This window comes from Roseateles sp. GW821-FHT09G09 (assembly GCF_059415965.1).
On record NZ_JBWKOG010000008.1, the window covers coordinates 229,478 to 253,231 of the forward strand.

23 protein-coding genes are annotated in these 23,754 nt (G+C 69.8%); 17 read left to right on the forward strand and 6 right to left on the reverse strand.

Annotated features, from left to right (window positions below; genetic code table 11):
• Positions 1-144 precede the first annotated feature (144 nt).
• Together AC07O8_RS22005 and AC07O8_RS22010 are read right to left on the reverse strand one after the other, a co-directional pair.
• A complete protein-coding gene (locus AC07O8_RS22005) occupies positions 145-2,055 on the reverse strand; it encodes a bifunctional diguanylate cyclase/phosphodiesterase (RefSeq protein WP_495050063.1) in 1,911 nt (636 codons plus the stop codon).
• Positions 2,056-2,123: 68 nt separating this feature from the next.
• Positions 2,124-2,537 (reverse strand): response regulator transcription factor, encoded by a 414-nt coding sequence (locus AC07O8_RS22010; protein ID WP_495050064.1) that lies wholly within the window; start codon positions 2,535-2,537, stop codon positions 2,124-2,126.
• Between the two features lie 383 nt (positions 2,538-2,920).
• Here AC07O8_RS22010 and AC07O8_RS22015 point away from each other — a divergent pair, with 383 nt between their 5' ends.
• From AC07O8_RS22015 to AC07O8_RS22040, 6 genes are all read left to right on the forward strand, one after another.
• The gene (locus AC07O8_RS22015; RefSeq protein WP_495050065.1) at positions 2,921-5,020 is read left to right on the forward strand and encodes a CocE/NonD family hydrolase; all 2,100 of its coding nucleotides are present in this window, start codon (positions 2,921-2,923) and stop codon (positions 5,018-5,020) included.
• Between the two features lie 166 nt (positions 5,021-5,186).
• On the forward strand, positions 5,187-5,681 hold the full coding sequence (locus AC07O8_RS22020) for a hypothetical protein (protein ID WP_495050066.1): 495 nt from the start codon (positions 5,187-5,189) through the stop codon (positions 5,679-5,681).
• Positions 5,682-5,749: 68 nt separating this feature from the next.
• Positions 5,750-6,694, forward strand: a complete 945-nt coding sequence (locus AC07O8_RS22025) for a DUF2145 domain-containing protein (protein ID WP_495050067.1) — start codon at positions 5,750-5,752, stop codon at positions 6,692-6,694.
• A 173-nt stretch (positions 6,695-6,867) separates the two neighbouring features.
• Entirely contained in the window at positions 6,868-8,055 is a 1,188-nt protein-coding gene (locus AC07O8_RS22030; protein ID WP_495050068.1) for a glycerophosphodiester phosphodiesterase, read from the forward strand.
• Between the two features lie 104 nt (positions 8,056-8,159).
• Positions 8,160-9,260 (forward strand): hypothetical protein, encoded by a 1,101-nt coding sequence (locus AC07O8_RS22035; protein ID WP_495050069.1) that lies wholly within the window; start codon positions 8,160-8,162, stop codon positions 9,258-9,260.
• Positions 9,261-9,349: 89 nt separating this feature from the next.
• Positions 9,350-10,213 carry a HEAT repeat domain-containing protein gene (locus AC07O8_RS22040; RefSeq protein ID WP_495050070.1) on the forward strand — a complete coding sequence of 288 codons (864 nt, stop codon included), beginning with the start codon at positions 9,350-9,352 and terminating at the stop codon, positions 10,211-10,213.
• On the opposite strand, the gene AC07O8_RS22045 is transcribed toward AC07O8_RS22040, so the two are convergent.
• Together AC07O8_RS22045 and AC07O8_RS22050 are read right to left on the reverse strand one after the other, a co-directional pair.
• Positions 10,171-10,770: a DUF4411 family protein gene (locus AC07O8_RS22045; protein WP_495050071.1), complete on the reverse strand. Its 600-nt coding sequence runs from the start codon at positions 10,768-10,770 to the stop codon at positions 10,171-10,173. The two genes, AC07O8_RS22040 and AC07O8_RS22045, sit on opposite strands and share 43 nt — an antisense overlap.
• Position 10,771: 1 nt before the next feature.
• A complete protein-coding gene (locus tag AC07O8_RS22050; RefSeq protein ID WP_495050072.1) occupies positions 10,772-11,629 on the reverse strand; it encodes a DUF8813 domain-containing protein in 858 nt (285 codons plus the stop codon).
• Between the two features lie 286 nt (positions 11,630-11,915).
• Between AC07O8_RS22050 and AC07O8_RS22055 the strand changes: the two genes are divergently transcribed.
• The 9 genes from AC07O8_RS22055 (at position 11,916) to AC07O8_RS22095 (ending at position 20,819) form a co-directional block, all read left to right on the forward strand.
• Positions 11,916-12,833, forward strand: a complete 918-nt coding sequence (locus tag AC07O8_RS22055; RefSeq protein ID WP_495050073.1) for a LysR substrate-binding domain-containing protein — start codon at positions 11,916-11,918, stop codon at positions 12,831-12,833.
• A gap of 150 nt (positions 12,834-12,983) precedes the next feature.
• Positions 12,984-14,663, forward strand: coding sequence for a malonate decarboxylase subunit alpha (gene mdcA, locus AC07O8_RS22060; protein WP_495050074.1), 1,680 nt, complete (start codon positions 12,984-12,986; stop codon positions 14,661-14,663).
• A gap of 63 nt (positions 14,664-14,726) precedes the next feature.
• Complete coding sequence (gene mdcC, locus AC07O8_RS22065) at positions 14,727-15,050, forward strand: malonate decarboxylase acyl carrier protein (protein WP_495050075.1); 324 nt, start codon at positions 14,727-14,729, stop codon at positions 15,048-15,050.
• The gene (locus AC07O8_RS22070) at positions 15,047-16,036 is read left to right on the forward strand and encodes a biotin-independent malonate decarboxylase subunit beta (RefSeq protein ID WP_495050076.1); all 990 of its coding nucleotides are present in this window, start codon (positions 15,047-15,049) and stop codon (positions 16,034-16,036) included. Before mdcC ends, AC07O8_RS22070 begins: the two co-directional genes overlap by 4 nt.
• A gap of 11 nt (positions 16,037-16,047) precedes the next feature.
• Positions 16,048-16,749, forward strand: a complete 702-nt coding sequence (locus tag AC07O8_RS22075; protein WP_495050077.1) for a biotin-independent malonate decarboxylase subunit gamma — start codon at positions 16,048-16,050, stop codon at positions 16,747-16,749.
• Between the two features lie 41 nt (positions 16,750-16,790).
• The gene (gene mdcG / locus AC07O8_RS22080) at positions 16,791-17,471 is read left to right on the forward strand and encodes a malonate decarboxylase holo-[acyl-carrier-protein] synthase (RefSeq protein ID WP_495050078.1); all 681 of its coding nucleotides are present in this window, start codon (positions 16,791-16,793) and stop codon (positions 17,469-17,471) included.
• Positions 17,468-18,370 carry a triphosphoribosyl-dephospho-CoA synthase MdcB gene (gene mdcB / locus AC07O8_RS22085; protein WP_495050079.1) on the forward strand — a complete coding sequence of 301 codons (903 nt, stop codon included), beginning with the start codon at positions 17,468-17,470 and terminating at the stop codon, positions 18,368-18,370. The genes mdcG and mdcB overlap by 4 nt, the downstream gene beginning before the upstream one ends.
• On the forward strand, positions 18,367-19,290 hold the full coding sequence (locus tag AC07O8_RS22090; protein ID WP_495050080.1) for an ACP S-malonyltransferase: 924 nt from the start codon (positions 18,367-18,369) through the stop codon (positions 19,288-19,290). Before mdcB ends, AC07O8_RS22090 begins: the two co-directional genes overlap by 4 nt.
• A gap of 158 nt (positions 19,291-19,448) precedes the next feature.
• Entirely contained in the window at positions 19,449-20,819 is a 1,371-nt protein-coding gene (locus tag AC07O8_RS22095; protein WP_495050081.1) for an SLC13 family permease, read from the forward strand.
• Between the two features lie 7 nt (positions 20,820-20,826).
• Here AC07O8_RS22095 and AC07O8_RS22100 read toward each other — a convergent pair whose 3' ends face one another.
• Positions 20,827-21,189, reverse strand: coding sequence for a DUF3331 domain-containing protein (locus AC07O8_RS22100; protein ID WP_495050082.1), 363 nt, complete (start codon positions 21,187-21,189; stop codon positions 20,827-20,829).
• A gap of 89 nt (positions 21,190-21,278) precedes the next feature.
• Here AC07O8_RS22100 and AC07O8_RS22105 point away from each other — a divergent pair, with 89 nt between their 5' ends.
• Both AC07O8_RS22105 and AC07O8_RS22110 read left to right on the forward strand, forming a co-directional pair.
• Positions 21,279-21,929: a TetR/AcrR family transcriptional regulator gene (locus AC07O8_RS22105; RefSeq protein WP_495050083.1), complete on the forward strand. Its 651-nt coding sequence runs from the start codon at positions 21,279-21,281 to the stop codon at positions 21,927-21,929.
• Positions 21,930-22,055: 126 nt separating this feature from the next.
• A complete protein-coding gene (locus AC07O8_RS22110; RefSeq protein ID WP_495050084.1) occupies positions 22,056-22,658 on the forward strand; it encodes a thioredoxin family protein in 603 nt (200 codons plus the stop codon).
• Between the two features lie 106 nt (positions 22,659-22,764).
• Here AC07O8_RS22110 and AC07O8_RS22115 read toward each other — a convergent pair whose 3' ends face one another.
• Positions 22,765-23,511, reverse strand: a complete 747-nt coding sequence (locus AC07O8_RS22115; RefSeq protein WP_495050085.1) for a response regulator — start codon at positions 23,509-23,511, stop codon at positions 22,765-22,767.
• Positions 23,512-23,754 lie beyond the last annotated feature (243 nt).

The window sequence follows — 23,754 nt, forward strand, 5'->3', positions numbered from 1 at the left end:
TCGCCATGATGAGGCTTGGCGCCGGCGCTTTCCAGCCGGGCATGCCCCTTCCTTCTTGCTCCCTCTCCCGCTGCGGGAGAGGGCCTGGGTGAGGGCCTGCAGCCTCACGCACGAACCCGCGGCCATCGCCGCAGGCAAGACGGTTCAGGCCGCCACGGCCCATTCGGACTGCACGTGATCGGCGATCTGGATCTGGCCCTTGCCGGTGCGCTTGACCGCGTACATCGCCTCGTCGGCGGCGTGCAGCAGCTCGCGGCAGGCGTCGCCGCCGCCGCCGATCACCGCGCCGATGCTGGCGCCGACCGAGACCTTCTCGCCGCTGTCCAGCGTGATGCGGCGCTGGGTCGAGAACAGGCAGCGCTGCAGCGTCTGCTCGACGTCTTCCGGCCGGGTGACGCCGGAGAGCAGGATCGCGAACTCGTCGCCGCCCAGTCGCGCGACGACGTCGTTGCTGCGCACCAGCGCCTGCAGGCGCCGCGAGATCTCGGTCAGGACCTCGTCGCCGGCCTCGTGGCCGTGCTGGTCGTTGATGGCCTTGAAGCCGTCCAGGTCCAGGTAGCAGACCGAGAAGCCGCGGCCGGTGCGTCGCGCGGCGTTGATCGCATCGCCGACCTTCTCCTCGAACAGGCGGCGGTTCGGCAGGCCGGTCAGCACGTCGCGCAGCGCCAGGTGCTGCGCCTGTTCCTCGCTGCGCTTGAGGCCGTCGATGTCGACGAGCATCCACATCGATTCGTGCTCCGACAGCACCGTGCCGTGCAGGTCGACCCAGAACTCCGCGCCGTCCAGGCGGCGCATGCGCAGCTGGGTGTGGAAGCGGCCGCCCGAACGCATCGTCGCCAGGCTGGCCTCACGGATGCGGGCGTGTTCCTGCGGGCTGAGAAAGAGCGTCTGCGCGGGCTGGCCGACCATCCCGCCGGGCGGGTGGCCGAACATGCGCTCCATCGCCGGGTTGCCCCACAGCGCGTGGCCGTCGCGGATGCGGACCATGCCGATCAGGTCGTTGCGCAGCATCGCATCCTGCTCCCGCGCCAGCAGCTGCAGCGCGTCCTTGGCGCGGCGTTCGCGACGATGGATGCGGTGGATCAGCGCCGACGCGGCGGCCACCGCCAAGGCGACCAGCGCCGCCAGCAGCGACTGCTGCATGACCTGCCCGTGCCAGCCGGCCAGGAAGTAGTTGCTGCTCATGCCGGTGAACAGCGTCATCGCATAGCCCGGCACCTTGCGGTAGGCCGTGATGCGCTCGACGCGGTCGAGCGCCGTGGGGGTGATGTAGACGCCGCGCTCGCGGTTCTGCGCCAGCGACCGTTGCGCCTGCTCGGACAGCGACTTCGTGCCGAAGCCCTTGGTCGAGCTCGGCTCGCTGGCGGAATAGCGCGCCACCAGGTTCAAGTCGTCGGAGCGCAGCGAGACCGCGCCCGAGGGACCGAGCGCCACGCCGCTGAAGCGGTCGACGAAGTGCTGGGCGGTCACCACGGCATAGACGATGCCGCCGAAGTTGCCTTCGTGGTCGATCAGGCGGCGGGCCAGGATGATGCACCAGTGGTTCTGCGCGCGGCTGTTCAGCGGCTCGGAGATGACCATCGTGTCCGTGTGCCTCGCCTGGGCGAAGTAGGCGCGGTCGCCGACGTTGAAGGGCCGCTCGCCGTTCACCAGCCCGATGGTCACGGTGCCGTGGAGGTCGGTGACGCGCAGCGCGACGACCTGCGGCAGCAGGCCGCGCTGCTCGTCGAGCAGGCGCGCGACCATCGCCGACTGGTCCGCGGACTGGCGCGTGCTGCGGTAGCGCAGCGCGATCGTGGCCAGCGCGTTGTCGGTGTTGCGCAGCTCGGCGCCGACCTCGACCGCGATGTTCTGCGCGAGGTTCTCGACCACGTCGCGGGCGCGGTCGGTCTCGGTCTCGCGGTGGTTCCAGAGACTGAGCGCCGTCATCGCGGCCAGCGCCACGATCATCAGCAGGTTGCCGACCACCAGCCAGGAGGCCATGGGGCCGCGTGACGCCCAGGACAGCGTCGGCAGCGGGAACGGCAGCCGGGGCAGTGTCATCGAGAGCTTCATGGCGGGTCCTCCCAGGTCGGTGGATGCGGATGGTCCGGTCTGTGGGTGCCGGTTCGTGGATCGGGAACTCAGCCGTTGGCGACGGCACGGGGGCCGGCCGACCACGGAACGTTGGCGGCTCCCCGCTGGCACAGCTCGTGCAGATCGGCGAGCAGCTGCTCGAAATCGAAGGCCTTGTCGTAGAAGCCGTCCGCGCCGCTGCGGCGGCACGGTGCGGCGTGGGTGCCGGCGTCTTCCGCGCTGAGCACGAAGACCCGGCCGGCGTAGTCCTGGTCGCGCAGGCGGGACAGCACCGACAGGCCGGTGCCCTGCGACAGGTTGAGGTCGAGCAGCACGACGTCGGGCGCGGTGGCCATGACGGCGTCCACGGCCTCGTCCTCGCCGGAGGCCTGCGCGACGACCGTGATGCCGCCAAGCTTCTCGGCGCGACGGACCAGGAGTTGACGGACGGGAACGTTGTCTTCGATGACGGCGATGTTCATGGAGGTGATCGTCGTCGGAGGGGGCCGTCGCCGCCAGCGAGCGGCTGCCACTCGCGATGAGCGCCGCCTCCCGCAGCTGCTGTAGGGGCTTGACCTACAGCAGCGTCGCAAGGGCGGAACCCGACAGCGGGCGGCCGTCCAGCCGTGACATCCTGCGCGCGCCCGGGCGTGATGACCGCATCGTGCGGATCCCCTCCATGATCCGGAATCGGACGGTGTCCGGTCCGATGCGGCGCCGGCGGCGGCAAGCCGCATACCCATCGGCCTCCTGATTTCCCCCGTGCCGCGCGCGCCGCGGGGCGGCATAGTCGCCGGGCAGTTCTGCAAGAGCCCCACAGAGTCGCCACAGCGACCACCCGACCCTCGGGACCTGGAGACAAGACATGACCCTGGCCTTTCCGACGCCGCTTGGCGCCCTCCGCTCCCCGCACGCGCGCCGTCGCTCCGGCCTCGGCGCCCGCTGCCGCGAACTCCTGGTGGCGCTGGCCGCCGGCGCGACGCTCGTCGCCTTCGCGCAGACGACGACGCTGGGGACGCGCGGCACGCTTGCCGCGCCCAATCCCGCCGTCGTCGCCAACGCGGGCGCAGCCTGGCCCGCCGCGGCCTACACGCGCGGCCCCGACCACGCCCGCGCGGTCACGCTGCCGCTGCAGTTCATCCGGCTCTCGTCCGGCAAGCAGCTGGCGGTGCTGGTCTCGATGCCGGCGGACTTCCTGGGCTTTCCCAAGTCCGGACGGTATCCCGTCGTGCTGACGCAGACAGCCTACCGGATCGACGTCGGGCAGTTCCTCGGCGTGTTCACGCCGGCCGGCGGCAACACGCTGCTGATCGGCGGGCTGGACCAGTTCATGGTGCGGCGCGGCTACGTCACCGTCGCGATCGACGCCCACGGCACCGGCATGAGCGGCGGCGTGACGCAGCTGATCGGACCGGACGAGCAGCAGGCCTACCGCGAGGCCGTCGAGTGGGTGACGCGGCAGCCGTTCTTCAACGGCAGCATCGGCGTGGCGGGGACGTCCTACCTCGGCATCAGCTCGCTGCTGACGGCGGGGCAGCAGCATCCGGCGATCAAGGCCGCGTTCGCGACCGTGCCGATGGGCGACGCCTACCGCGGCGTCGCGGCGACGGGCGGCCTGTTCAACGCGCAGTTCCTCAGCACCTGGCTGCCGCTGACGCAATCGCTGAGCGTGGCCAACGCGCCGGAGCTGCTGCTCAATCCCTGGTACGCGAGCCAGATCAACGCCGCGACCGGCGATCACGTCGCGGCGATCGACACCTGGTATGCGCCGACCTTCGACGGCTTCGTCAGCAACGCGAGCGGCATCGCCACCGACGACGGCTCGTTCTGGGCGGGCCGCTCGCCGGTGGAGAGCGCCGGGCGGATCCGCGTGCCGACCTTCATCGTCGGCGCGTCGCTGGACATCTTCCAGCGCGACCAGCCGCTGCTGTACGAGCAACTCAAGCGCAACGTGACGGCCAAGCTCGCGATCCTGCCGGGCTCGCATCTGCAATCGGTGCAAGGGGGCATCGGCGGCTTCGGCGGCGCGCCGTCGTACGGACCGCCGAGCACGACCTCGCTGCTGCTGCAGTGGTTCGACCAGTACCTGCAGGGGCGCCCGGCCCGGGCCGACGCGTTGCCGACGGTGACCCAGTTCGTCGACGGCTACGGCAGCGGCGGCACGCCGCGGTTCGCGACGGCGAGCGACTGGCCGCATCCGAAGATGGCGCCGCAGCGCTGGTATCTCCAGCCGGACGGCAGCCTGGCGTCGGGCCTCCCGACGGTCGCGTCCGGGCGGACGGTCTCCGAGCCGCCCGCGCCGACGGCCACGCGCGGCACGGTGCTGGGCACGATCTTCACCGCGAGCGTGCAGGTCCGGGACCACAGCGACTGCTCGGCGAGCCAGGTGCAATGGACGCTGGGCCTGGCGGGACTGCTGCCCAAGCCGTGCTACTCGGACAGCGCGCGCGTGGAGTCGCTGCAGGGCGCGGCCGTCTACGAGACTGCACCGCTGGCGCAGGACCTCTACCTGAACGGACCGATCCAGGCGGACCTGTGGATCTCGGCCTCGCGATCGCAGGCGGCGCTGTCGGTGCGCATCGACGATGTGGATCCCGCGACGGGAACGGTGAAGCCACTGACCCACGGCCTGATGTCGGCGGCGCACCGCGCGGTGGACACGAGCCGGTCGCGCTTCGTCAACGGCACGATGATCCAGCCGTGGCATCCGTTCACAGCGGGCGCGGCGCTGCCGGTGGTGGCCAACGAGCCGATGCTGGTGCCGGTGGAGGTCTTCCCGGTCGCGGCGCTGGTTCGCGCGGGGCACCGGCTGCGCATCGCGGTCAGCGCGAGCAACCAGGCGCAGGGCATCTGGCCGACGCCGCTGCAGCAGCAGGCCAACGGCAACGTGACGACGATCCACGCCGGGCCGCTGCGGCCGTCGAGCGTCGTGCTGCCGGTGGTGCCGACGGGGGAACTGAACTGAGTTCCCCCTTGCGTGGGTGGTCGTGAGACCAGCGGGGGGAGTGATTCCCTCGCATCGCCTGCCGAAACTCCTGGTCCCCTGCGCGCACACCGCCGCCTGCACGTGTCATCGCATCCCCTATGCTTGGACCGTCCGGCCGCCGCTTCGCGGCCGGACTGACCAGCCCATGGACGGTTTTATGCGCCACAGTGCTTCCCCCTTCTCCCTCGCTTCCGCCGCCGCGGCGACCCTCGCCGTGCTCGCCGGCTTCGCTGCGCTGCCAGCGCAGGCCGAGAGCATCGCCACCTCGGCCTCGAGCGCCGGATCGGTGTCCTCGCGCCAGCTGTCCGACTCGATCGGCCAGTCCAGCGACAGCTCCAGCAAGGACCGCAAGGTCGCCGAGGGCGAGTACAAGGTCCTCGCCGTCGAAGACGCCGCCGGCCGCGCCGACACGCAGCGCCTGCGCCTGCAGCCGGTCCGCGCCGAGGGCGGCACCGAGTTCTTCCTCTACGTGCCCAAGCAGGCCATCGCCGGCCAGCCGCTGCGCGTCGGCGATCACGTGCTCGCGCACAAGCGCGACTACGGCTACGAATTCGCCCGCGCCGAGAACAAGCAGGCTTTCCTGCTCGCGCTGCACGACGACTGGCACCGTGAACTCGAATCGCATCCGGTGACGCTGTGATCCCGAGCGGGCCCCGCACGCGGGCCCGAGCGGCGCGGCACGCGCCGGCGATCGTCGCGATGGCGGCCATGGCGGCGATCGCGGCCGCATCGACCGCCCACGCCGCCACCTTCTGCGACCGCGGCCACGAAGTCAGCGCCACCGAGCAGGACCGCCAGCTCCAGGTCGTCGCGATCGCGCGGCGGGCGCTGGAGGCGAGCGGCGCCTCCGCCGCGCTCGTCTCGCGCTCCGGCACCGACCTGAGCCGCTTCCACCTGCAGTACTCCCACAGCGGCATTGCGCTGAGGGACAGCCGCAACAGCCCGTGGTCGGTGCGGCAGCTCTACTACGCCTGCGACGAATCGAAGGCGAAGCTCTACGACCAGGGCCTCGCCGGCTTCCTGCTCAGCGCCGGGCGCACCGAGCCGATCCGCCTCTCGATCGTCACGCTGCCCGCAAGCGGAGGCGCCCGGCTCGCCGCCGCCGCGCTCGACAACCGGCGCGCGCTCGCGCTGCTGTCGCCGCGCTACAGCGCCAGCGCCTACGCCTTCAGCACGCGTTATCAGAACTGCAACCAGTGGGTCGCCGAACTCATGGGCTTCGCCTGGGCGCCACGCGATGGCCACCCGACGGCTGTCGCTGCGGCTGAAACGGCCGCGACTCCCGCCGGGAGCGCTCTGGCGGCGGCGGGCGATACCCCGACACGCCAGCAGGCGCAGCGCTGGTTGAAGGACTTGGGTTACGACCCCGCGCCGGTCGCCGTGCCCTCGCACGCGGTGATGTTCGCGGCCCAGTTCGTGCCGCTGATCCACAGCGACGACCACCCCATCGACAACCTCTACGCGATGCGTCTGAAGGTCTCCACGCCGGCGGCGCTCGAAGCCTTCGCGCACCGGCTCGTGCCCGACGCGCGGCGGGTCGAGTTCTGCGCCACCGGCACCACCGTCGTCGTTCGCCGCGGTTGGGCACCGCTCCCGGCCGATTGCCACGCCAGCGAGGGCGACGAGGTGCTGCCGCTGGCCGGCGGCATGTAAGACCTGTTTCAGGGGACCTGCGCCCATCAGGGTCATCATCAAACCTTCATCCGCCTGGCCCTACCCTTCGGTCGCCACAGGGCCTCACGTTTTTCCAACGTGATCGTCACCCCGCTTCAACATGCGGCAACGACGACGTTCTGGACGTCGATTCCAACCGAAGGAGACCTCCGATGAAGCTGCTCCGTATTGCTGTCCTCTCGACCCTCACCGCCGCCTCGCTGGTGACCGCGGCCTGCGCCCATGGCGGCCAGCAGCCGCCGCGCGCCAAGGAGCCGCTGCTGATCGCGCACCGCGGCGCGAGCGGCTACGTCCCCGAGCACACGCTCGCCGCCTACTGGCTGGCGATCGAACAAGGCGCCGACTATGTGGAGCCCGACCTCGTGCTGACGAAGGACGGCGTGCTGGTCGCGCGCCACGAGAACGCCATCGCGATCCTGAATCCCGACGGCTCGGTGCGCGAGGCGACGACCGACGTCGCCGAGCGACCCGAATTCGCGTCCCGCAAGGCGACGAAGTCCATCGACGGCGTCGCGATCACCGGCTGGTTCACCGAAGACTTCACACTGGCCGAGCTCAAGACCCTGCGCGCCCGTGAACGCATCCCGCAGATCCGCCCGGGCAACACGCGCTTCAACGACATGTTCGAGGTGCCCACCTTCGAGGAGGTGCTGCAACTGGTCCAGCAGGCCAACGAGCGTCGCAAGGAAGAGGCAGCAAAGGACGGCAAGGACGGCCGCGGCCACGGTCATCACGGCCAGAAGCTCAAGCCGATCGGCGTCTATCCGGAGACCAAGCACCCGACCTACTTCGCCGGCATCGGCAAGCCGCTGGAGGAGCCGCTGGTGCGCATGCTCAACAAGTACGGTTACCGCGGTCCGGACGCGGCGGTCTTCATCCAGTCCTTCGAGGTCGGCAACCTGCGCAAGCTGAACCGCATGACGCGCGTGCCGCTGGTTCAGCTGATCAACGGATCGGGCCAGCCTTACGACTTCACCGCGAGCGGCGACACGCGCACCTATGCGGACCTCGTGAAGCCGGCCGGCCTGGCGGAGATCTCCAGCTACGCGCAGGGCATCGGCGCCAACACCAACCTCATGATCCCGCTGGTCGCGGGTCGCCTGGGCACGCCCACCACGCTGGTGAAGGATGCGCACGCCGCCGGCCTGATCGTGCACGGCTGGACCTTCCGCGCGGAGAACGTCTTCCTGCCGGACGACTTCGACAGCAGCGCCGACCCGACGGCGATCGGCAACCTCGCGGGCCAGATCGAGGCCTTCCTCAAGCTCGGCATGGACGGCCTGTTCAGCGACCAGTCGTTCCTGGCGCGCAAGGCCATCGACGCCTATGTGAAAAAGTAAGGCGGACGTCGGTCGCTTGGGCCGGAGAGGCGACCTCGGAGGGGCAACGCCGGGGAGGGGTCATGGCACTTCGCTAGACTCCCCTATCCACCGGAGTCTCCCTCATGTCTGCCCCCGTGCCCTTGCTGCTGCCCCCGCCCGAGTTGAAAGGCGTCGACCAGGTCGTCGCCGATCCCTTGCGCTTCAAGGCCAAGCTCGCCATCGGCGAGGCCGCCTACGCCTCGCTGCGCATGATCAACCGCGGTCGTGAAGTCTGGGACGTTCTCGGGGCCGCAGGCGCCGGCGCGGCCGTGGCCAAGACCGGCCTGGTGGCGTCGCTGCTGGGCGCGTCCGCCACGCCGATCGGCTGGGTCGCCTTCGCCGCGCTCGCGTCCGGCGGCGCCTGCTACGGCATGTACCGGCTGCTGAGCTCGACCAAGGGCGAGCGCGTCATCGAGATCCCCAAGTACCTCAACACGCCGCTGGACACGCTGGGTCTCGCGCTGTTCGACCTCATCGCGCCGCTCTCGCTGCGCCTGGCCGCCGTCGACGGTGCGGTCGAGCCCGCCGAGCGCCAGTACCTGATCGACCACCTGATCGCCGACTGGGGCTTGAACCGTGCCTTCGTCGAGCAGTCCGTCGCCGCCGTCGAGGCGCGCCTGGGCGGCAGCGACCTCGAGGCCATGGCCATGGAAGGCGCCGGGTTCCTCCACCTGAACCCCGATTGCAATCACGCCACGATCGCCAAGGACCTGGGCGTCTTCATGCGCGGCATGCTCGAGGCCGGCGGCCCGCTGACGCACGAGGAGACCGAATCGCTCGCCACCGTCGTGCGCCTGCTCGCGACCGCGCCGCCGGGCGAGTTCTCCAAGCGCTGGAACCAGACCGTCACGCTCGCCGGCGCCGCCGCCGGACAGGTGCGCACGGTGCTGGTCGATACCGCCGACTGGACGCAGCGGCGCCTGCCGAGCGCCGATCAGGTCCGGGTCACGACGGCCACCGCAGCGACGCAGGCCTGGGACGCCGCACGCAAGACGGCGGACTGGACGCAGCAGCAGCTGCCCACCGCGGAGCAGGTCCGCCACACGACCGCGGAGGCCGCCAACCAGGCGGTGGACGCGGCGAAGAAGGGGCTGATCTGGGCGAAGGACCTGTCCACGCGCGTCGTCGACACCACCGGCGTCGACCGGCTGCTGAAGCGGGACGATCCGCCGACGAAGCACTAGGCCCTGCACGGTGGGGACGAGGGCCGGCGACCTCGGCCGTCCACGACTGCCAGTAGAGTCGGCCCATCGCGTCTTCGAGTCCAACGCCGATGAAACGCCTTGCCCGCCGCCGGTTGAAGTCCTTCAGCATCGACCGCCTGCTGCGCCACGCGCTGCGGCACTGGCATGCGCAGGCGGGATGGCGTGCGGTCGAAGCCTTGCAGCGGCGAGGTTCTCCAGCGCTGCTCGCGCGCATCGAGGCGCTGAGCACCAGCCCGCGCGTGCGCCGGCGTGCGCTCGCGCTGTCGATCGCCGCGCAACTGATGCGTCGTGAGCACGGCCGCGACGTCCTCTTCGCCGAGCAGGAGACGCAGCAGCTCCTGCTGCGCGGCCTGTCCGATCCGCATCACGACGTGGTCCGTGCCGCCGTCGCCGGACTCGGGCAACGGCCGCATGGGGCGAGCGTCCAGGGACTGCTCCGCCTGTCGACGCATCCGGACAGTCGGATGCGCTGGCAGGTCGCCGTGGCGCTCGGTTCCTACGAGGAGCCGGAGGCGATCGCCGGGCTGATCCGCCTGTCCTCGGACCCGTCGGACGAGGTGCGGGACTGGGCCACCTTCGGCCTGGGCACGCTGCGCGACGACGACACGCCCGAGATCCGCGACGCCCTGCGCAGGAACCTGCGGGACCGTGACGAGGATGTCCGCGGCGAAGCGCTGGTCGGCCTCGCGCGACGGGGCGATCACGGCATTGTCGACGTCCTGATCACGCAGCTCACGCCGGAGTGCCACATGTACGAACTCGACGCGGCCGAGGCGCTCGCGGATCCGCTGCTTGTCGAACCGCTGCAGGCGCTGTCCCGGGCCGCGCCGCCTTCATGGACGGCGATCTGGCAGGCACGGTTGGACGAAGCGCTGGCGGCCTGCTCCAGTCAATCCGTACCGGTTGGCATCGAGCGCAGCAGCGCTTCCTGAACGTCCGCCGCTGCAGGTCTCGGCGGTTCGTCCTTCGAGATCTTCGCGAGGTTCGCGCCTTCGTAAGGCTCGTGGATCGGGCCAAGGACGAAGCGGGCCTGGAGCTCGCGCAGCATCTCGATCGTATTGATGCACCGCACCTTCAGTGCCCTGCAGGCATTTGGAATCTTCACTTTGTGGGCCGTTTCAGCCAGCTTCTCCTGTGTCACGACCGTGTGACCGTGTGCAAGCGCATAGGCCACGAGATGGACGTCCGCGCAACCTGTGAATCCAAGCATCGCCGAGTCCAGGTAGGACGCCTTGTCCAGCCACTCGTCGATCCGCTGATGTGCTTCGACCGTAGAGGCGCCTCCTGAACGAAAGAAGTCTGGCGTCTGCGCAGTGACCCAAGGTCGGATCTCATCGTCCTTCAGTTCTTCGCGCACCTCGACGATGCTGAGAACCTGACCGTCTGCGTGGCTGATGGTCAGCCAACGCCAGAAGGCAGGGCAGAAGTCCATGCCGTAGTGGTCGTTCTTGGCTTCCAGAAAAACATTGGCGTCGAGCAGGTAAGCCATGTCACAGCTCCGATCCGAGCGATCGACGGATCGCATTGAAGGCATCGGTCCCTGGGACGTCCAGCAACTGGAAGGCCTCCCGATACAGCGTTTTTCCCTCCAACGTGCTGGCAATCAAGGCTCGGCAGAACCGGCGGCTGGCCCGCAGGCTGAGGCGCATGCTCGAATCGTTCTCAGTCGGATCGTCGAGCACGAGCGCCCGCTCGTAGGCGAGATCGGTCAGCCTGTCGACCGCGTCCGCGGCCACCTCATCGCACCAGCGGCCGACCGGGCAGCGCGCTTCAGGATGGGTCGCCTCGCGACTGACTCCGGACAAACCCAGCCACAGCAAGGCCAGGTGCCTGATCAGGCAAAGAAGACGCTCTCGCGGCGGCTGTGCCCCATTGATGAAGATCACCGGCGCCATATCGTCGACCAAGGTGATGCCCCGGAAGTCGTCATGCAAGGCCGCAGCCAGCGTTGAGGGCAGATCCGCCGCGACAGGTTCGTCCATCATCACCAATGTTCCTGCCGCTTCCACCATCTCGACGACTGCGTCGAAAAGGTCGCCTCGCCTCGCAGGCCCGTCGACGGAACGTCCAGAGCGAAACAGGGAAAGACGCATGCTCCGCGCGGTGCCACGATCCCTTTCCGCAAGCAGCCGACTGCCCACGAAAGGCAAGCGGTCCTCGCCCATCTCGACCAGATAAGCGCGATACCACGCCTGGCGACGCTCGCAGTGACGCAACGTCGTCGAGAGATTCCTGCTGAACCTTCCGGTCGGATTTGCCGCCAGCGACTCGAACAACATGGACTGCGGAAAGCCAGCTGGTTCCGGGGCCGTCCGCAGCAAGAGGCCCACATCTTGAATTCGTTCCATGGGGCTCATTGCACTGCACCGCTTCCCGCAATGCGATCCTCAATTCGTTGGTAGATGCGTGCGCAACACCAACGACAGATGAAGGTCGGTGCGTCTCCATGGATGCCTGATTTGAGGGATGCCAGATCCCCGGAATCAGTCGGCGACAGCGGCTCTTGCGACGTTCGAACCAGAGACTGTTGATCATCGTCAGGCGATCTTGGGCGGTCCGCCCCTACGCAAATCGGTGGCACCGATTCGATGCACGCACAATGGACGTCTTCTCCGACTCCCCACGTCGCGCCCCATGCTTCCCCGCATCAGCGAAGAGATCACGTTCCGCAAGCTTGAGATCCTGATCACGTTCCTGGAGAGCGGCAGCCTCGCGCGCGCCGCGGAACGGCTGGGCACGAGCGCCGTCAGCGTGCACCGCGCGCTGCATTCGCTCGAAGCCGGCACGCGCTGCGCGCTGTTCCGGCTCGAGGGCCGCAACCTGCAGCCCACCGACGCCGCCCACGCGCTCGCCGACGTCGCCCGCGAGATCCTCCAGCGCATGGACGAAGGCATCAGCGCCACCCGCGCCATCGCCGGCTATGGCGCCGAACGCATCCGCATCGGCTCGCTGTACTCGCTCACCAGCGGCACCGTGCCGTCGATGATCATGGCGCTCAAGGCCCGCAAGCCCGACGTGCAGGCCGAGCTCATCCTCGGCTCCAACTCCGACCTCACCCTGCGCCTGCGCGACGGCACCATCGACGCCGCCGTCATGGGCCAGCCGGAGGCCGCCCCCGAGTTCGAGACCCACGCCCTCTTCGAGGACGACGTCTTCTTCGCCGCTCCCGCCCAGTCGCCCTACGCCGCGCTGAACAGCATCGACCTGCGCGACTGCGTCGAGGAACGCTTCGTCAGCCTGCAGGAAGGCTTCGTCACCTACAGCCGCTTCGTCGACGCCTTCCGCATCGCCGGCTTCGAGCCGCAGATCGTGATGAAGACCAACGACATCTTCTCGCTGATGAACCTCGTCGGCGGCGGCATCGGCTGCACCCTGCTGCCCGGGCGCGTGCGCGGCGTGCTGCCGCCCAGCGTGCGGCTCATCCCGCTCCAGGAACGCTACGCCGCCGTCCGCCAGACCATCGCGCTGTGTTTCCTGCGCACCCGGGAGCGCGATCCCAACCTGCTCGCGCTGCTGGCAGCCAGCCGGACGCTGAAGCTCGGCGGCCACTGAAGCGCCCACTGAACCGGCCACTGAACCGGCCGCTTCGATGTCCGGTCCGCGCCAGTGCGGGTATCCCCGCGTCAACCGTTCCGCTCCCCGTAATCGTCCCGCGCGCCGGTTGATTGATCGGGCGGCGCCGCGCCCGTAACTTCCGTCTCCATGGACCGCACTCCCATGGACACCAAGGCCCGCGACCGCGCCGCCCGGCTCGCCGCGGCCCGCGACGCGCTCGGCACCCGCCTGGCCGGCAAGCACGCCGACACCGACGCGATCGTCGACCTGCTCCACGCCGTGCTCAAGCCCGGCGACCGCGTCTGCCTCGAGGGCAACAACCAGAAGCAGGCCGACTTCCTGGCCAAGGCGCTGGTGCGGCTCGATCCGGCCCGCGTCCACGACCTGCACATGGTCCAGTCCGTGCTCGCGCTGCCGGAGCACCTGGACGTCTTCGAGCGCGGCATCGCCAGCCTGCTCGACTTCAGCTTCTCCGGGCCGCAGGGCGCGCGCCTGGCCAAGCTGCTGTCCGCCGGCCGGCTGAAGATCGGCGCGATCCACACCTACCTGGAGCTGTTCGCGCGCTACTTCGTCGACCTGACGCCCAAGGTCTCGCTGATCGCCGCGCAGGCCGCCGACGCGCACGGCAACCTCTACACCGGCCCCAACACCGAGGACACGCCCGCGATCGTCGAGGCGACCGCCTTCTCCGGCGGCATCGTCATCGCGCAGGTCAATGAGCTGCTGCCCGAAGGCAGCGCCCTGCCCCGCGTCGACGTGCCCGCGGACTGGGTCGACTTCATCGTGCGCGCGCCGACGCCCAACGTCATCGAGCCGCTGTTCACCCGCGACCCCGCGCAGATCAGCGAGATCCAGGTGCTGATGGCCATGATGGCCATCAAGGGCATCTACGCCGAGTACGGCGTGCAGCGCCTGAACCACGGCATCGGCTTCGACACCGCGGCGATCGAGCTGCTGCTGCCGACCTACGGCGAATCGCTCGGGCTGAAGGGCAGGATCTGCCGCCATTGGGCGCTGAATCCGCATCCGGCGTTGATCCCGGCGATCGAGGCGGGCTGGGTCGAATCCATCCACTCCTTCGGTTCCGAGCTCGGCATGGAGGACTACATCCGCGCCCGCTCCGACGTCTTCTTCACCGGTCCCGACGGCAGCCTGCGCAGCAACCGCGCGTTCAGCCAGGCGGCGGGCCACTACGCCTGCGACCTGTTCATCGGCTCGACGCTGCAGATGGACCTGATGGGCAACAGCTCGACAGCGACGCTGGGCCGCATCGCCGGCTTCGGCGGCGCGCCCAACATGGGCGCCGACGCACGCGGCCGACGCCACGCCAGCCCCGCCTGGTTGAAGGCGGGCGAGGAGGCGCGCGGCCACCTGACCGGCGCCGCGGCGACGCCGCGCGGGCGCAAGCTGGTCGTGCAGATGGTCGAGACCTTCCGCGAGCATATGCAGCCCGCCTTCGTCGACCGCCTGGACGCCTGGGAGCTGCAGCGCCAGGCCGGCATGGACCTGCCGCCGATCATGATCTACGGCGACGACGTGACGCACGTCCTCACCGAGGAAGGCATCGCCAACCTGCTGCTGTGCCGCAACGACGCGGAGCGCGAGCAGGCGATCCGCGGCGTCGCCGGCTACACCGCCGTCGGCCTGGGGCGCGACCGCCGCGCCGTGGAAAACCTGCGCGACCGCGGCGTGATCAAGCGCGCCGAGGACCTCGGCATCGATCCGCGCGACGCCACCCGCAACCTGCTGGCCGCGCGCGGCATGCGCGACCTGGTGCGCGCCTCCGGCGGGCTGTACCAGCCGCCGAAGCGCTTCCGCAACTGGTGACCGGCGCGCGGCGCACGCGGTGAGACGAAGCACGCCCCCACGAGACAACATGAGAGAGATGCCATGACTCCCGTTCCGCCTGGTCTCGAAACCCTGGATTTCCGATTCGCCGGCTCGAAGGCCTTGAGCGGCTTCGCGCCGGTGCTGGTCGGCGTGGTCGGCTCCGGCAACCTCGAGGTGATGCTCGAGCCGGACGCCGGCGGCGACTGCGCGGTCCGCGTCCAGACCTCGGCGCGCGGCTTCGCGCCGATCTGGCAGGCCGTGCTCGACGACTTCCACCGCCGCCACGACCTGGCCGGCGTGCGCGTGTCCATCAACGACATGGGCGCCACGCCGGCGGTCGTCCGCCTGCGTCTCGACCAGGCCGTGCAGGAGATGCAGCCATGACGCTCCCCTCCTCCGTCGCGCCCGCTGCGGCGGACGCCCCCACCGTGACCGCCGCGACCGCCGATGCGCGCCCGCTCTCCTACGCCGAATGCTCGGCGCGCGAGCGGCTGGCGCTGCTGCTGGACCCGGGCAGCTTCCACGAATGGCTGCCGCCGCAGGAGCGCGTCATGAGCCCTCACCTGGCGCAGCTCGGCGTCCCGTCGGCCTTCGACGACGGCGTCGCGATCGGGCGCGCCCTGCTCGACGAACGAGCGATCTTCGTCGCCGCGCAGGAAGGCGCCTTCATGGGCGGCGGCGTCGGCGAAGTCCACGGCGCGAAGCTCGTCGGCCTGCTGCGCCGCGCGCTGCGCGACCGGCCCACCGCCGTGCTGCTGCTGCTCGATTCGGGCGGCGTCCGCCTGCATGAGGCCAACGCGGGCCTGATCGCCGTCTCCGAGGTCATGCGCGCCGTGCTGGACGTGCGCGACGCCGGCATCCCGGTGATCGCGCTGATCGGCGCGGCCAACGGCTGCTTCGGCGGCATGGGCATCGTGGCGCGTTGCACCGACTTCGTCGTCATGAGCGACCTCGGCCGGCTTGCGATGTCCGGGCCGGAGGTCATCGAGGCCTCCCATGGCGTCGAGGAATTCGACGCCCGCGACCGCGCGCTGGTGTGGCGCACCACCGGCGGCAAACATCGCTGGCTGAGCGGCGATTGCGACGCGCTGGTGGAGGATGACGTCCACGCTTTCCGCCGCGCGGCGATCGCGGCGATGGACATGCTGCCGACATCGCGCCCCGTCACGATCGACGCCTTGGAAGCGGAACACGCGTTGATCGCGCATCGACTGGCGTTGCTCGACGAACCGGTCGACGGTGACGATGCGCAGGCGCTGTGGACGCGGCTCGGCGTTGCGCAGGCCACGCGCGTTCCGGACCTGGACGTCGCCGCCGTCGTGCCGCTGCGTCCTTCGACCTCCGCGTCGTCCAGCGACCGAACCCGGTAGGAAACACGAACATGGACTGGAAGACCTTGACCACGACGCTGTTCGGCTCGGACCGCGGCCTGACGCTGGACGGCGATTTCCTGCACGGCACGGTCGAGCTCGACGGCGAGCCGCTGACCGTCGTCGGCACGACCGGCCATGCGCCGATCGGCGTGAAGCTGGCCCTGGCACAGGCGCGCGTGGTGCTGGACACCCTCGCCCGCCATCCCGGCCGACCGATCCTGCTGCTGATCGACACGCAGGGGCAGCAACTGCGCCGGCGCGACGAGCTGCTCGGCATCAACCGCGCGATGGCGCACCTGGGCATGACGATCGACCTCGCGCGTCGGCGCGGGCATCGCGTGCTGGGGCTGGTGTACGACCAGGCGCTGTCGGGCGGTTTCATCACCTCGGGCCTGATCGCGGACGCCTGCGACGCGCTGCCCGAGGCCGAGATCCGCGTGATGCGCATCCCCGCGATGTCGCGGGTGACCAAGCTGCCGGAAGAGATGCTCACCGCCTTGTCCGAGACGAACCCCGTCTTCGCGCCGGGCGTCGACAACTACGTGGCGATGGGCGGCGTGCGCCGGCTATGGTCCGGCGACCTGCAAACGGCGCTGCGCCAGGCGCTGGCCGATGCGCCGACCGAGGACCGCCGCGCGATCGACGGCGCCGAGCGGGGCGGACGCCAGCTCGCGGCTGCCGTGATGCAACGCGTGCTTGACGCGGCATGACGCGGCGTGATGCGACGTGATGCATTGACCCGCCCTCCGCCATGGCCCGCCTTCACCGTCATCAACTCGTGCACCTGACGCCCGCGGCGTGGGACCGTCTGCGCGCGATCGCGCGCGACCCCGTCGAGCGCGAGTGCCTGACCCTGTGGGCCTCGCGCGGACTGCCCCTGGTCGTGACGCAGCAGCGCTGCGACGCGGGCACCGATCCGGCGTGGATCGCGATGGGACTGTCGGCGCCGCTGCGCTGGGAGTCTCGCCGCATCGGCGTGACCGTCGCGCGGAGCGAGGTGCTGTTCTTCGACGAATTCCCCGCTGCCCGCTCGGTGTCGAAGCTCTTGCCCGCACCGGCCCGTGCCGCGTGGGAAGCGCTGTGCCGCGCAGCGCTCGCCTGCGGCGTCCAGCCGCGCGTCTACGGCAGCTTCGGCTGGCAGGCGCTGTCGACGATGGGCCATGTGCGGACCGATTCCGATGTGGATCTGTGGGTCGGCGTGACCGACGCCGACCAGGCCGACCAGGTCGCCGCGCTGCTGGCGGGTGCCGAGATCCCCGGCCTGCGGCTGGACGGCGAACTCGTCTTCGACGGCGACAACGCCGTGTCCTGGCGCGAATGGCTCACCTGGCGCGCGGGCGGCGTGCGCTCGATCCTGGTGAAGTCCATCGGCGGCAGCCGGCTCGCGACGGCACTCGGCGAGATCGTCCGCGACGTGAAGGCGGCCGCATGAACATCGACGACATCGGCCGCGCGGCCACGATCGCGTTGTATGACGAACTGGCCTTGTCGCCCAAACCTGGTCTGGTCACGTTCAGCAGCAACGGCAGTCACAGCGACATGGATGCGCTGACCTTCATGCGCAGCCTCTCGTCGCTGCGCCCGTATTTCGGCCACATCGCCCGCCTCGGCGCGACGGGCGCGGCGTTCCCCGAACTCGAACGCGCCGGCATCGAGGCGGAAGCCCGGATGCTCGAGGCGACAGGCGGCGTCAACACGCATCGCGGCGCGATCTTCCTGCTGGGTCTGCTCTGCGCGTCGGCCGGTGCGGTCATCGGCGGACGGCAGCGTTTGTCGCCGGAAGCCTTGCGCGCCACGCTCATCGAGCGCTGGGGCGAGGCGCTCCGGCGACGGGTGTCCCGACCCTCGACCTTGCCGGGCGGCATTGCTGCGCGTCAGCTGGGCCTGCGCAGCGCGTCCGAAGAGGCCGCGCACGGTTTCCCCGCCGTCTTCGAGACGGCGATTCCGGCGATGCGTTCGGCCATCCGGCGCGGACTGTCGCGCGAGCACGCACAACTCGACACGCTCTTCCATCTCATGGCGACGCTGGACGACAGCAACCTCGCGCATCGCGGCGGCCTCGCCGGGCTGCGCTTCGCGCAGCGGGCAGCACAGGGATTCATCGAAGGGGGCGGCGCCGCGACGCCGGACGCCGGCGATCGCGCAACGGCGATCGCGGCCGACTTCGAAGCCCGCAGGCTCTCGCCCGGCGGTTCCGCCGACATGCTGGCCGCCGTGTGCTGGATGCGGCGGATCGGGGCGATCGGCGCGATCGATGCGGCCGACGCGTTCGATGCGGTCGACGCGTTCGATGCCGTCGATGTGGTGTCCGCACGCCTCGCACTGCCGTGAGCGTCGCGGTCGTCTTCAGCGGTCAGGGGAACCAGCATCCCGCGATGCTGCCGTGGCTGGACGACGACGCCGCGCTGTCGTCCATGAGTGCGCGACTCGGCGTTCCCGACTGGCGGGCGGCGCTTGTCGACCCCGCCTGGGCTCGCACGAACGCGAACGCACAAGTGCTGATCACGGCGACAGCGCTGGTCGCGTGGTCGCAGATCTCATCGCGACTGGCCTCGGGGTCGATCGAGATCGCCGGCGTGGCGGGCTATAGCGTCGGCGAGCTCGCCGCGTGCGCGGCGGCCGGCGTGATCGCGCCGGAAGAGGCCATCGCCCTCGCCGCCCGACGCGCCGCGTTCATGGACGACGCGAGCCGGGAGCGCCCCGGCGGTCTGTGCGGCGTGACCGGCCTGGCGGCCAGGGAGATCGAGGCCGCGCTGGCCGGCACGTCCGTGAGCATCGCGATCCGCAATGGCGACGACTCGGTCGTGATCGGCGGGCCGCTCGGCGACGACGCGCTTGACGCCGCCGAAGCGACGCTGGCCGCGCGCGGTGCGCGCTGCACGCGGCTGGCCGTCTCCGTCGCATCGCACACGCCGCTGATGCGCTCGGCAGCGCAGGCATTTGGCAATGCGCTATCGACGGCCGGCCTGCGCGACCCGACGCTCGCGCTGTTCGACAGCGACGCCAATCGCGTGTGGAACGCCGCCCAGGCGCGCGCCGGGCTGGCCCGCCAGATCGCCCACACCGTGCGGTGGGACGAGGTCATGGATCAGCTCGCCGCGCGCGCGCCGTCGTGCGTGCTGGAGATCGGCGGCGGCCAGGCGCTCGCGCGGCTCTGGCAGCAGCGGCACCCTGTGATTCCCGCACGCTCCGCGGATGAGTTCCGCACGCTGGACGGGGTGATCGCGTGGATCGAGCGCTGGGCGCCGTGAGGCGCGCGGCACGGGTTCTCCCTCAATCGTTGCGGCGCGCGTAACGGTCCGCGCGCGAGCTTGATTGAAGCGCCCCCGCACGGTCGATACCGTGCGTGCCATCGAGACACGATGCGGCCGGCGTCCGACACGCCGGACCGTCACAACAGGAGACGGCGATGAACATTCACTGGATATCCATCCTTCCACTGGCGGCCATGTTCATCGTGGCCACGGCGCTGCCGATCAACATGGGCGTGCTGGCCTTCGTCGGCGCCTTCCTCGTCGGCACCCTGGCGGCCGGGATGAGCGCCAAGGCCATCATGGCCGGCTTCCCCGCCGAGCTGTTCCTGACGCTCGCCGGCATCACCTACCTCTTCGCGCTCGCGCAGAACAACGGCACGATCGACTGGCTGGTGCGGCTCGCGGTGCGCGCCGTGCGCGGCCGCATCGCGGCGATCCCGTGGATCATGTTCCTGGTGGCGGCGCTGCTGACCTCGTTCGGCGCGGTCAGCCCCGCGGCGGTCGCGATCATCGCGCCCATCGCGCTGGGCTTCGCCGCGCGGCACGGCATCAACCCGCTGATGATGGGCCTGATGGTGATCCACGGCGCGCAGGCGGGCGGCTTCTCGCCGATGAGCATCTACGGCGGCATCACCAACAAGATCGTCGCCAAGGCGGGCCTGCCGCTCAGCGAGATCACGACGATGCTGGCGAGCTTCGGCGTCAACTTCGCAGTGTCGCTGGGGCTCTTCATCGCGCTCGGCGGCCTGCAGCTGATGCGGCGCGGCCGGGTCGCGGACGACGGCGAACTCGCACCCATCCCGCCGGTGGCGCGCGCACAGGGCGGCGCGCAGGTCTTCGGCGACGCGGAGGCCGCGTCCTACGGCGAAGGTCGCCGCGTGGCGGCCAGCAAGTCCTCGATGCTCGGCCAGGTTCAGACGCAGACCTTCCAGAACACAGGTCCGCACCAGGTGATCACGGCGCTGGGCCTGCTGCTGCTGGCCGTGCTGACGCTGGCCTACAAGCTGGACATCGGATTCGTCTCGATCACGATCGGCCTGGTGCTGAGCCTGATGCAGCCGCGGCTGCAGAAGAGCGCGCTGGGCCAGGTGTCGTGGCCGGAGATCATGCTGATCGTCGGCGTGAGCACCTACGTGGGCGTGATGGAGAAGATGGGCACCATCGACTACGTCGGGCACAGCGTCGCGAACCTCACGTCCCCGCTGATGGCGGCGCTGCTGCTGTGTTTCGTCGGCGCGGTGGTGTCGGCCTTCGCCTCGTCGACGGCGGTGCTGGGGTCGCTGATCCCCTTGGGGGTGCCGTTCCTGACGGGCGACAACTCGTCCATGGCGATCGGCTTCATCGCGGCGATGGCGGTGTCCTCGACGATCGTGGACGTCAGCCCGTTCTCGACGAACGGGGCACTGGTGCTGGCCAATGCCAAGGGCATGGACCGTGACCGGTTCTTCCGGCTGCTGCTGCTCTACGGCGTCGCGGTGACGGTCATCGCGCCGGTGGTGGTGTGGGGGCTCTTCGTGGTGCTGTGACCGGCGCTCACGCGTCGACGTAGGCCGCCGCGATCATCTCGCCGGCGTTGATGGGCGAAGGCTCGTCGACGCGCGGCGTGTAGATCATTTCGCCGATGCGGATGGCGGAGCCGGTGAGCACGCACACGCCGTCGCGCTTGGACGGCACCATGTCCCAGATCTGGTACCCGTAATGGCAGGCGCCGGGGTCGGACCAGGAGATGGCCGCAGTGCGAGGCGTCGGGCGGTCGAGCACATGGATGGTCGGTGCCGTCTTGAACTGCCGCGCGGAGGGAGCGGGCGGCGCGTCGGGCACGCCGCCGTTGCCCAGCCACGCCACTGTGCGCAGCCAGCCGTCCCGGGACGGATCGCTTGCGAGATCCCTGTACATGCGACACCGCCTTTCTCATCTGCCGACAATCGGCGTCAAAGCCTGAAATAATTCAACGCGTGATGAATATAACAAAGGCGGGGCGCACGATGAACAAGACCCCGAAGACTGGCGGGGCGCCGCGAAGGCGCGGGCGGCCGAGCGCGGACTGTGCGCAAGGCGCGGACAGCTTGCTGCGCACGGCGCGGCGGATCTTCGCGCTGCGCGGCTACGAAGCGGCCAGCGTGCGCGAGATCGCGCGCGAGGCGGCCGTGGACCCGGCGCTGATCGCGCATCACTTCGGATCGAAGGAAGCGCTGTGGCTGGCGGTCGTCGAGCAGATCCAGGTGCTGATGGACCCGATGCTGCAGACGGCGAAGGACCTGCGCGGCGATGCCTCGCTGGGTCCGCGCCAGCGTGTCGAGCGCTGCATGCTGTCCTTCATCGACCGCGTCTTCGAGCATCCGGACATCGGCATCTTCTTCTCGACGGCCGCGACCGAGGAAGGCGCGCGGCTCACCGTGCTGGTCGACACCCTCGTGCGGCCCTTCCACGACGTCTGCCTGCCGCTGTTCAGCGACGCGATGGACGCGGGCGAGCTGCACCGCTGCGAGCCGGCGCTGCTGTTCTCGGTGCTGGTGAACGGCATCAGCAAGACGGTGGCCTACGGGCATGTGATGCGGGCGGTGTCGACGCTGCCGGATGATCCGGCGCGATTCAAGCGCGAGCTGACGGACATCACGCTGCATCTGTTGCGCTGAGCATCGGATCGTCTTTCCTTCCCGGGCGGGATACACAGGCATACGAAACCCGTATCGCCGATCGACCGGTCCTCGAAGAATCCGATCCATCGCAGCATGCCGCTGTGAGCCTGGAAAGGATTCCCCATGTCGTCGATCCCCCGCCCCTCCCCCCTGCGTCGTTCCGTCGTCACGCTGCTGCTCGCCGGCGCTTCCGCCGTGGCGGCCGTGGCGTTCTCGCTCCCGCCGATGGCCTCGGACGCGGCGGCGGCTTCGCTCTTCGGCAATGCCGGCGGCACCGGCATGGCCGGCAAGCCCGCGCCCGCCTTCACCGGCATCGACCATTGGATCAACAGCCCGCCGCTCAGGATCGACGAGCTGCGCGGCAAGGTCGTGCTGGTCGACTTCTGGACCTACACCTGCATCAACTGCCTGAACCAGCTGCCCTACGTGAAGGCCTGGCACGAGAAGTACAAGGATCAGGGCCTGGTGGTCGTCGGCGTGCATTCGCCGGAGTACGACGAGGAAAAGTCCACCGCAGGACTGAAGGACGCGATCGCGCGCCTGGGCATCCGCCACGCCGTCGCGCAGGACAACGACTTCAAGACGTGGAAGGGCTACAGCAACCGCTACTGGCCGGCGATCTACCTCATCGACAAGCAGGGGAAGATCGTCTACTCGCACTTCGGCGAAGGTCAGTACCAGCAGACCGAAGCGCAGATCCAGGCGCTGCTCAAGCAGCCTTCGTGATCGAGAGCGAGGTGCCGGAAGGTGGCGAATCTAGGCGCAAAGCACAGCCGTAGCAGCGCTACGGCGAGCATTTGCAACGACGAGTCGCCGCCTTCCGGTGCCTCGCTCAGTCGCGGCCCTCCACAGCCATGGACAGGACATAGCCTTCGCTGCGGACGGTCTTGAGGTACTTCGGCTCGCGCGCGTCGTCGCGCAGCCGCTGCCGGATGCGGCTCACGAGCAGATCGATCGAGCGCTCGAAGAGCTCCGCCTCGCGGCCCTGCGTGAGGCTGAGCAGCTGATCGCGGCTCAGCACCCGCTGCGGATGGTCGAGGAACACGCGCAGCAGCCGGTACTCCGCGCCACTGAGCGGCACCACCGTGCCCTGCTGGTCGATCAGGTGACGCTCGATCGTGTCGAGCACCCAGTCGCCGAACGCCAGCCGCGGCGACTCGTCGGTCGACCGCATGTTGGGCGGCAGCATCCGCGCGCGCCGCAGCACCGACTTGATCCGCGCCAGCAACTCGCGCGCCGCGAAGGGCTTGGCGAGGTAGTCGTCGGCGCCCATCTCCAGACCGAGGATGCGATCGGCCTCGTCGCCGCGCGCCGTCAGCATGATCACCGGTGTCGCCTTGTGCTTGCCCGCGCGCAGGTCGCGGCACAGCGACAGGCCGTCCTCGCCCGGCAGCATCAGGTCCAGGATCACCAGGTCCACCGGCGTGCCGGTCTCCAGCGCAATGCGCATGTGGCGCCCGGTCGGCACGGCCGTCACCTTCAGGCCGTTGCGGGTCAGGTAGGTGGTGAGCAACTCGCGGATCTCGCGGTCGTCGTCGACGATCAGCACATGATCCTGGGTGGGCGTGGACGTCTGCATGAGGCTGGGCCTGGCGCGTGCGGCGGGCTTCGGAACGGGATGAGCGCAATGTACCGGCCCCGACCCCGCCAGTGGTACGGGCAGGCAATGTTGTGTCTCCGGTGCAGGACACGGATACACGCCAATACAAAGGCGCCCACAAGCGCGGCGCGCAGGCCTATAAACCGGCCTGCGGGATTCAGTACTGCCACCGCCGCTGGCCCTCACCCCCACCCTCTCCCGCAAGCGGGAGAGGGAGTAAAA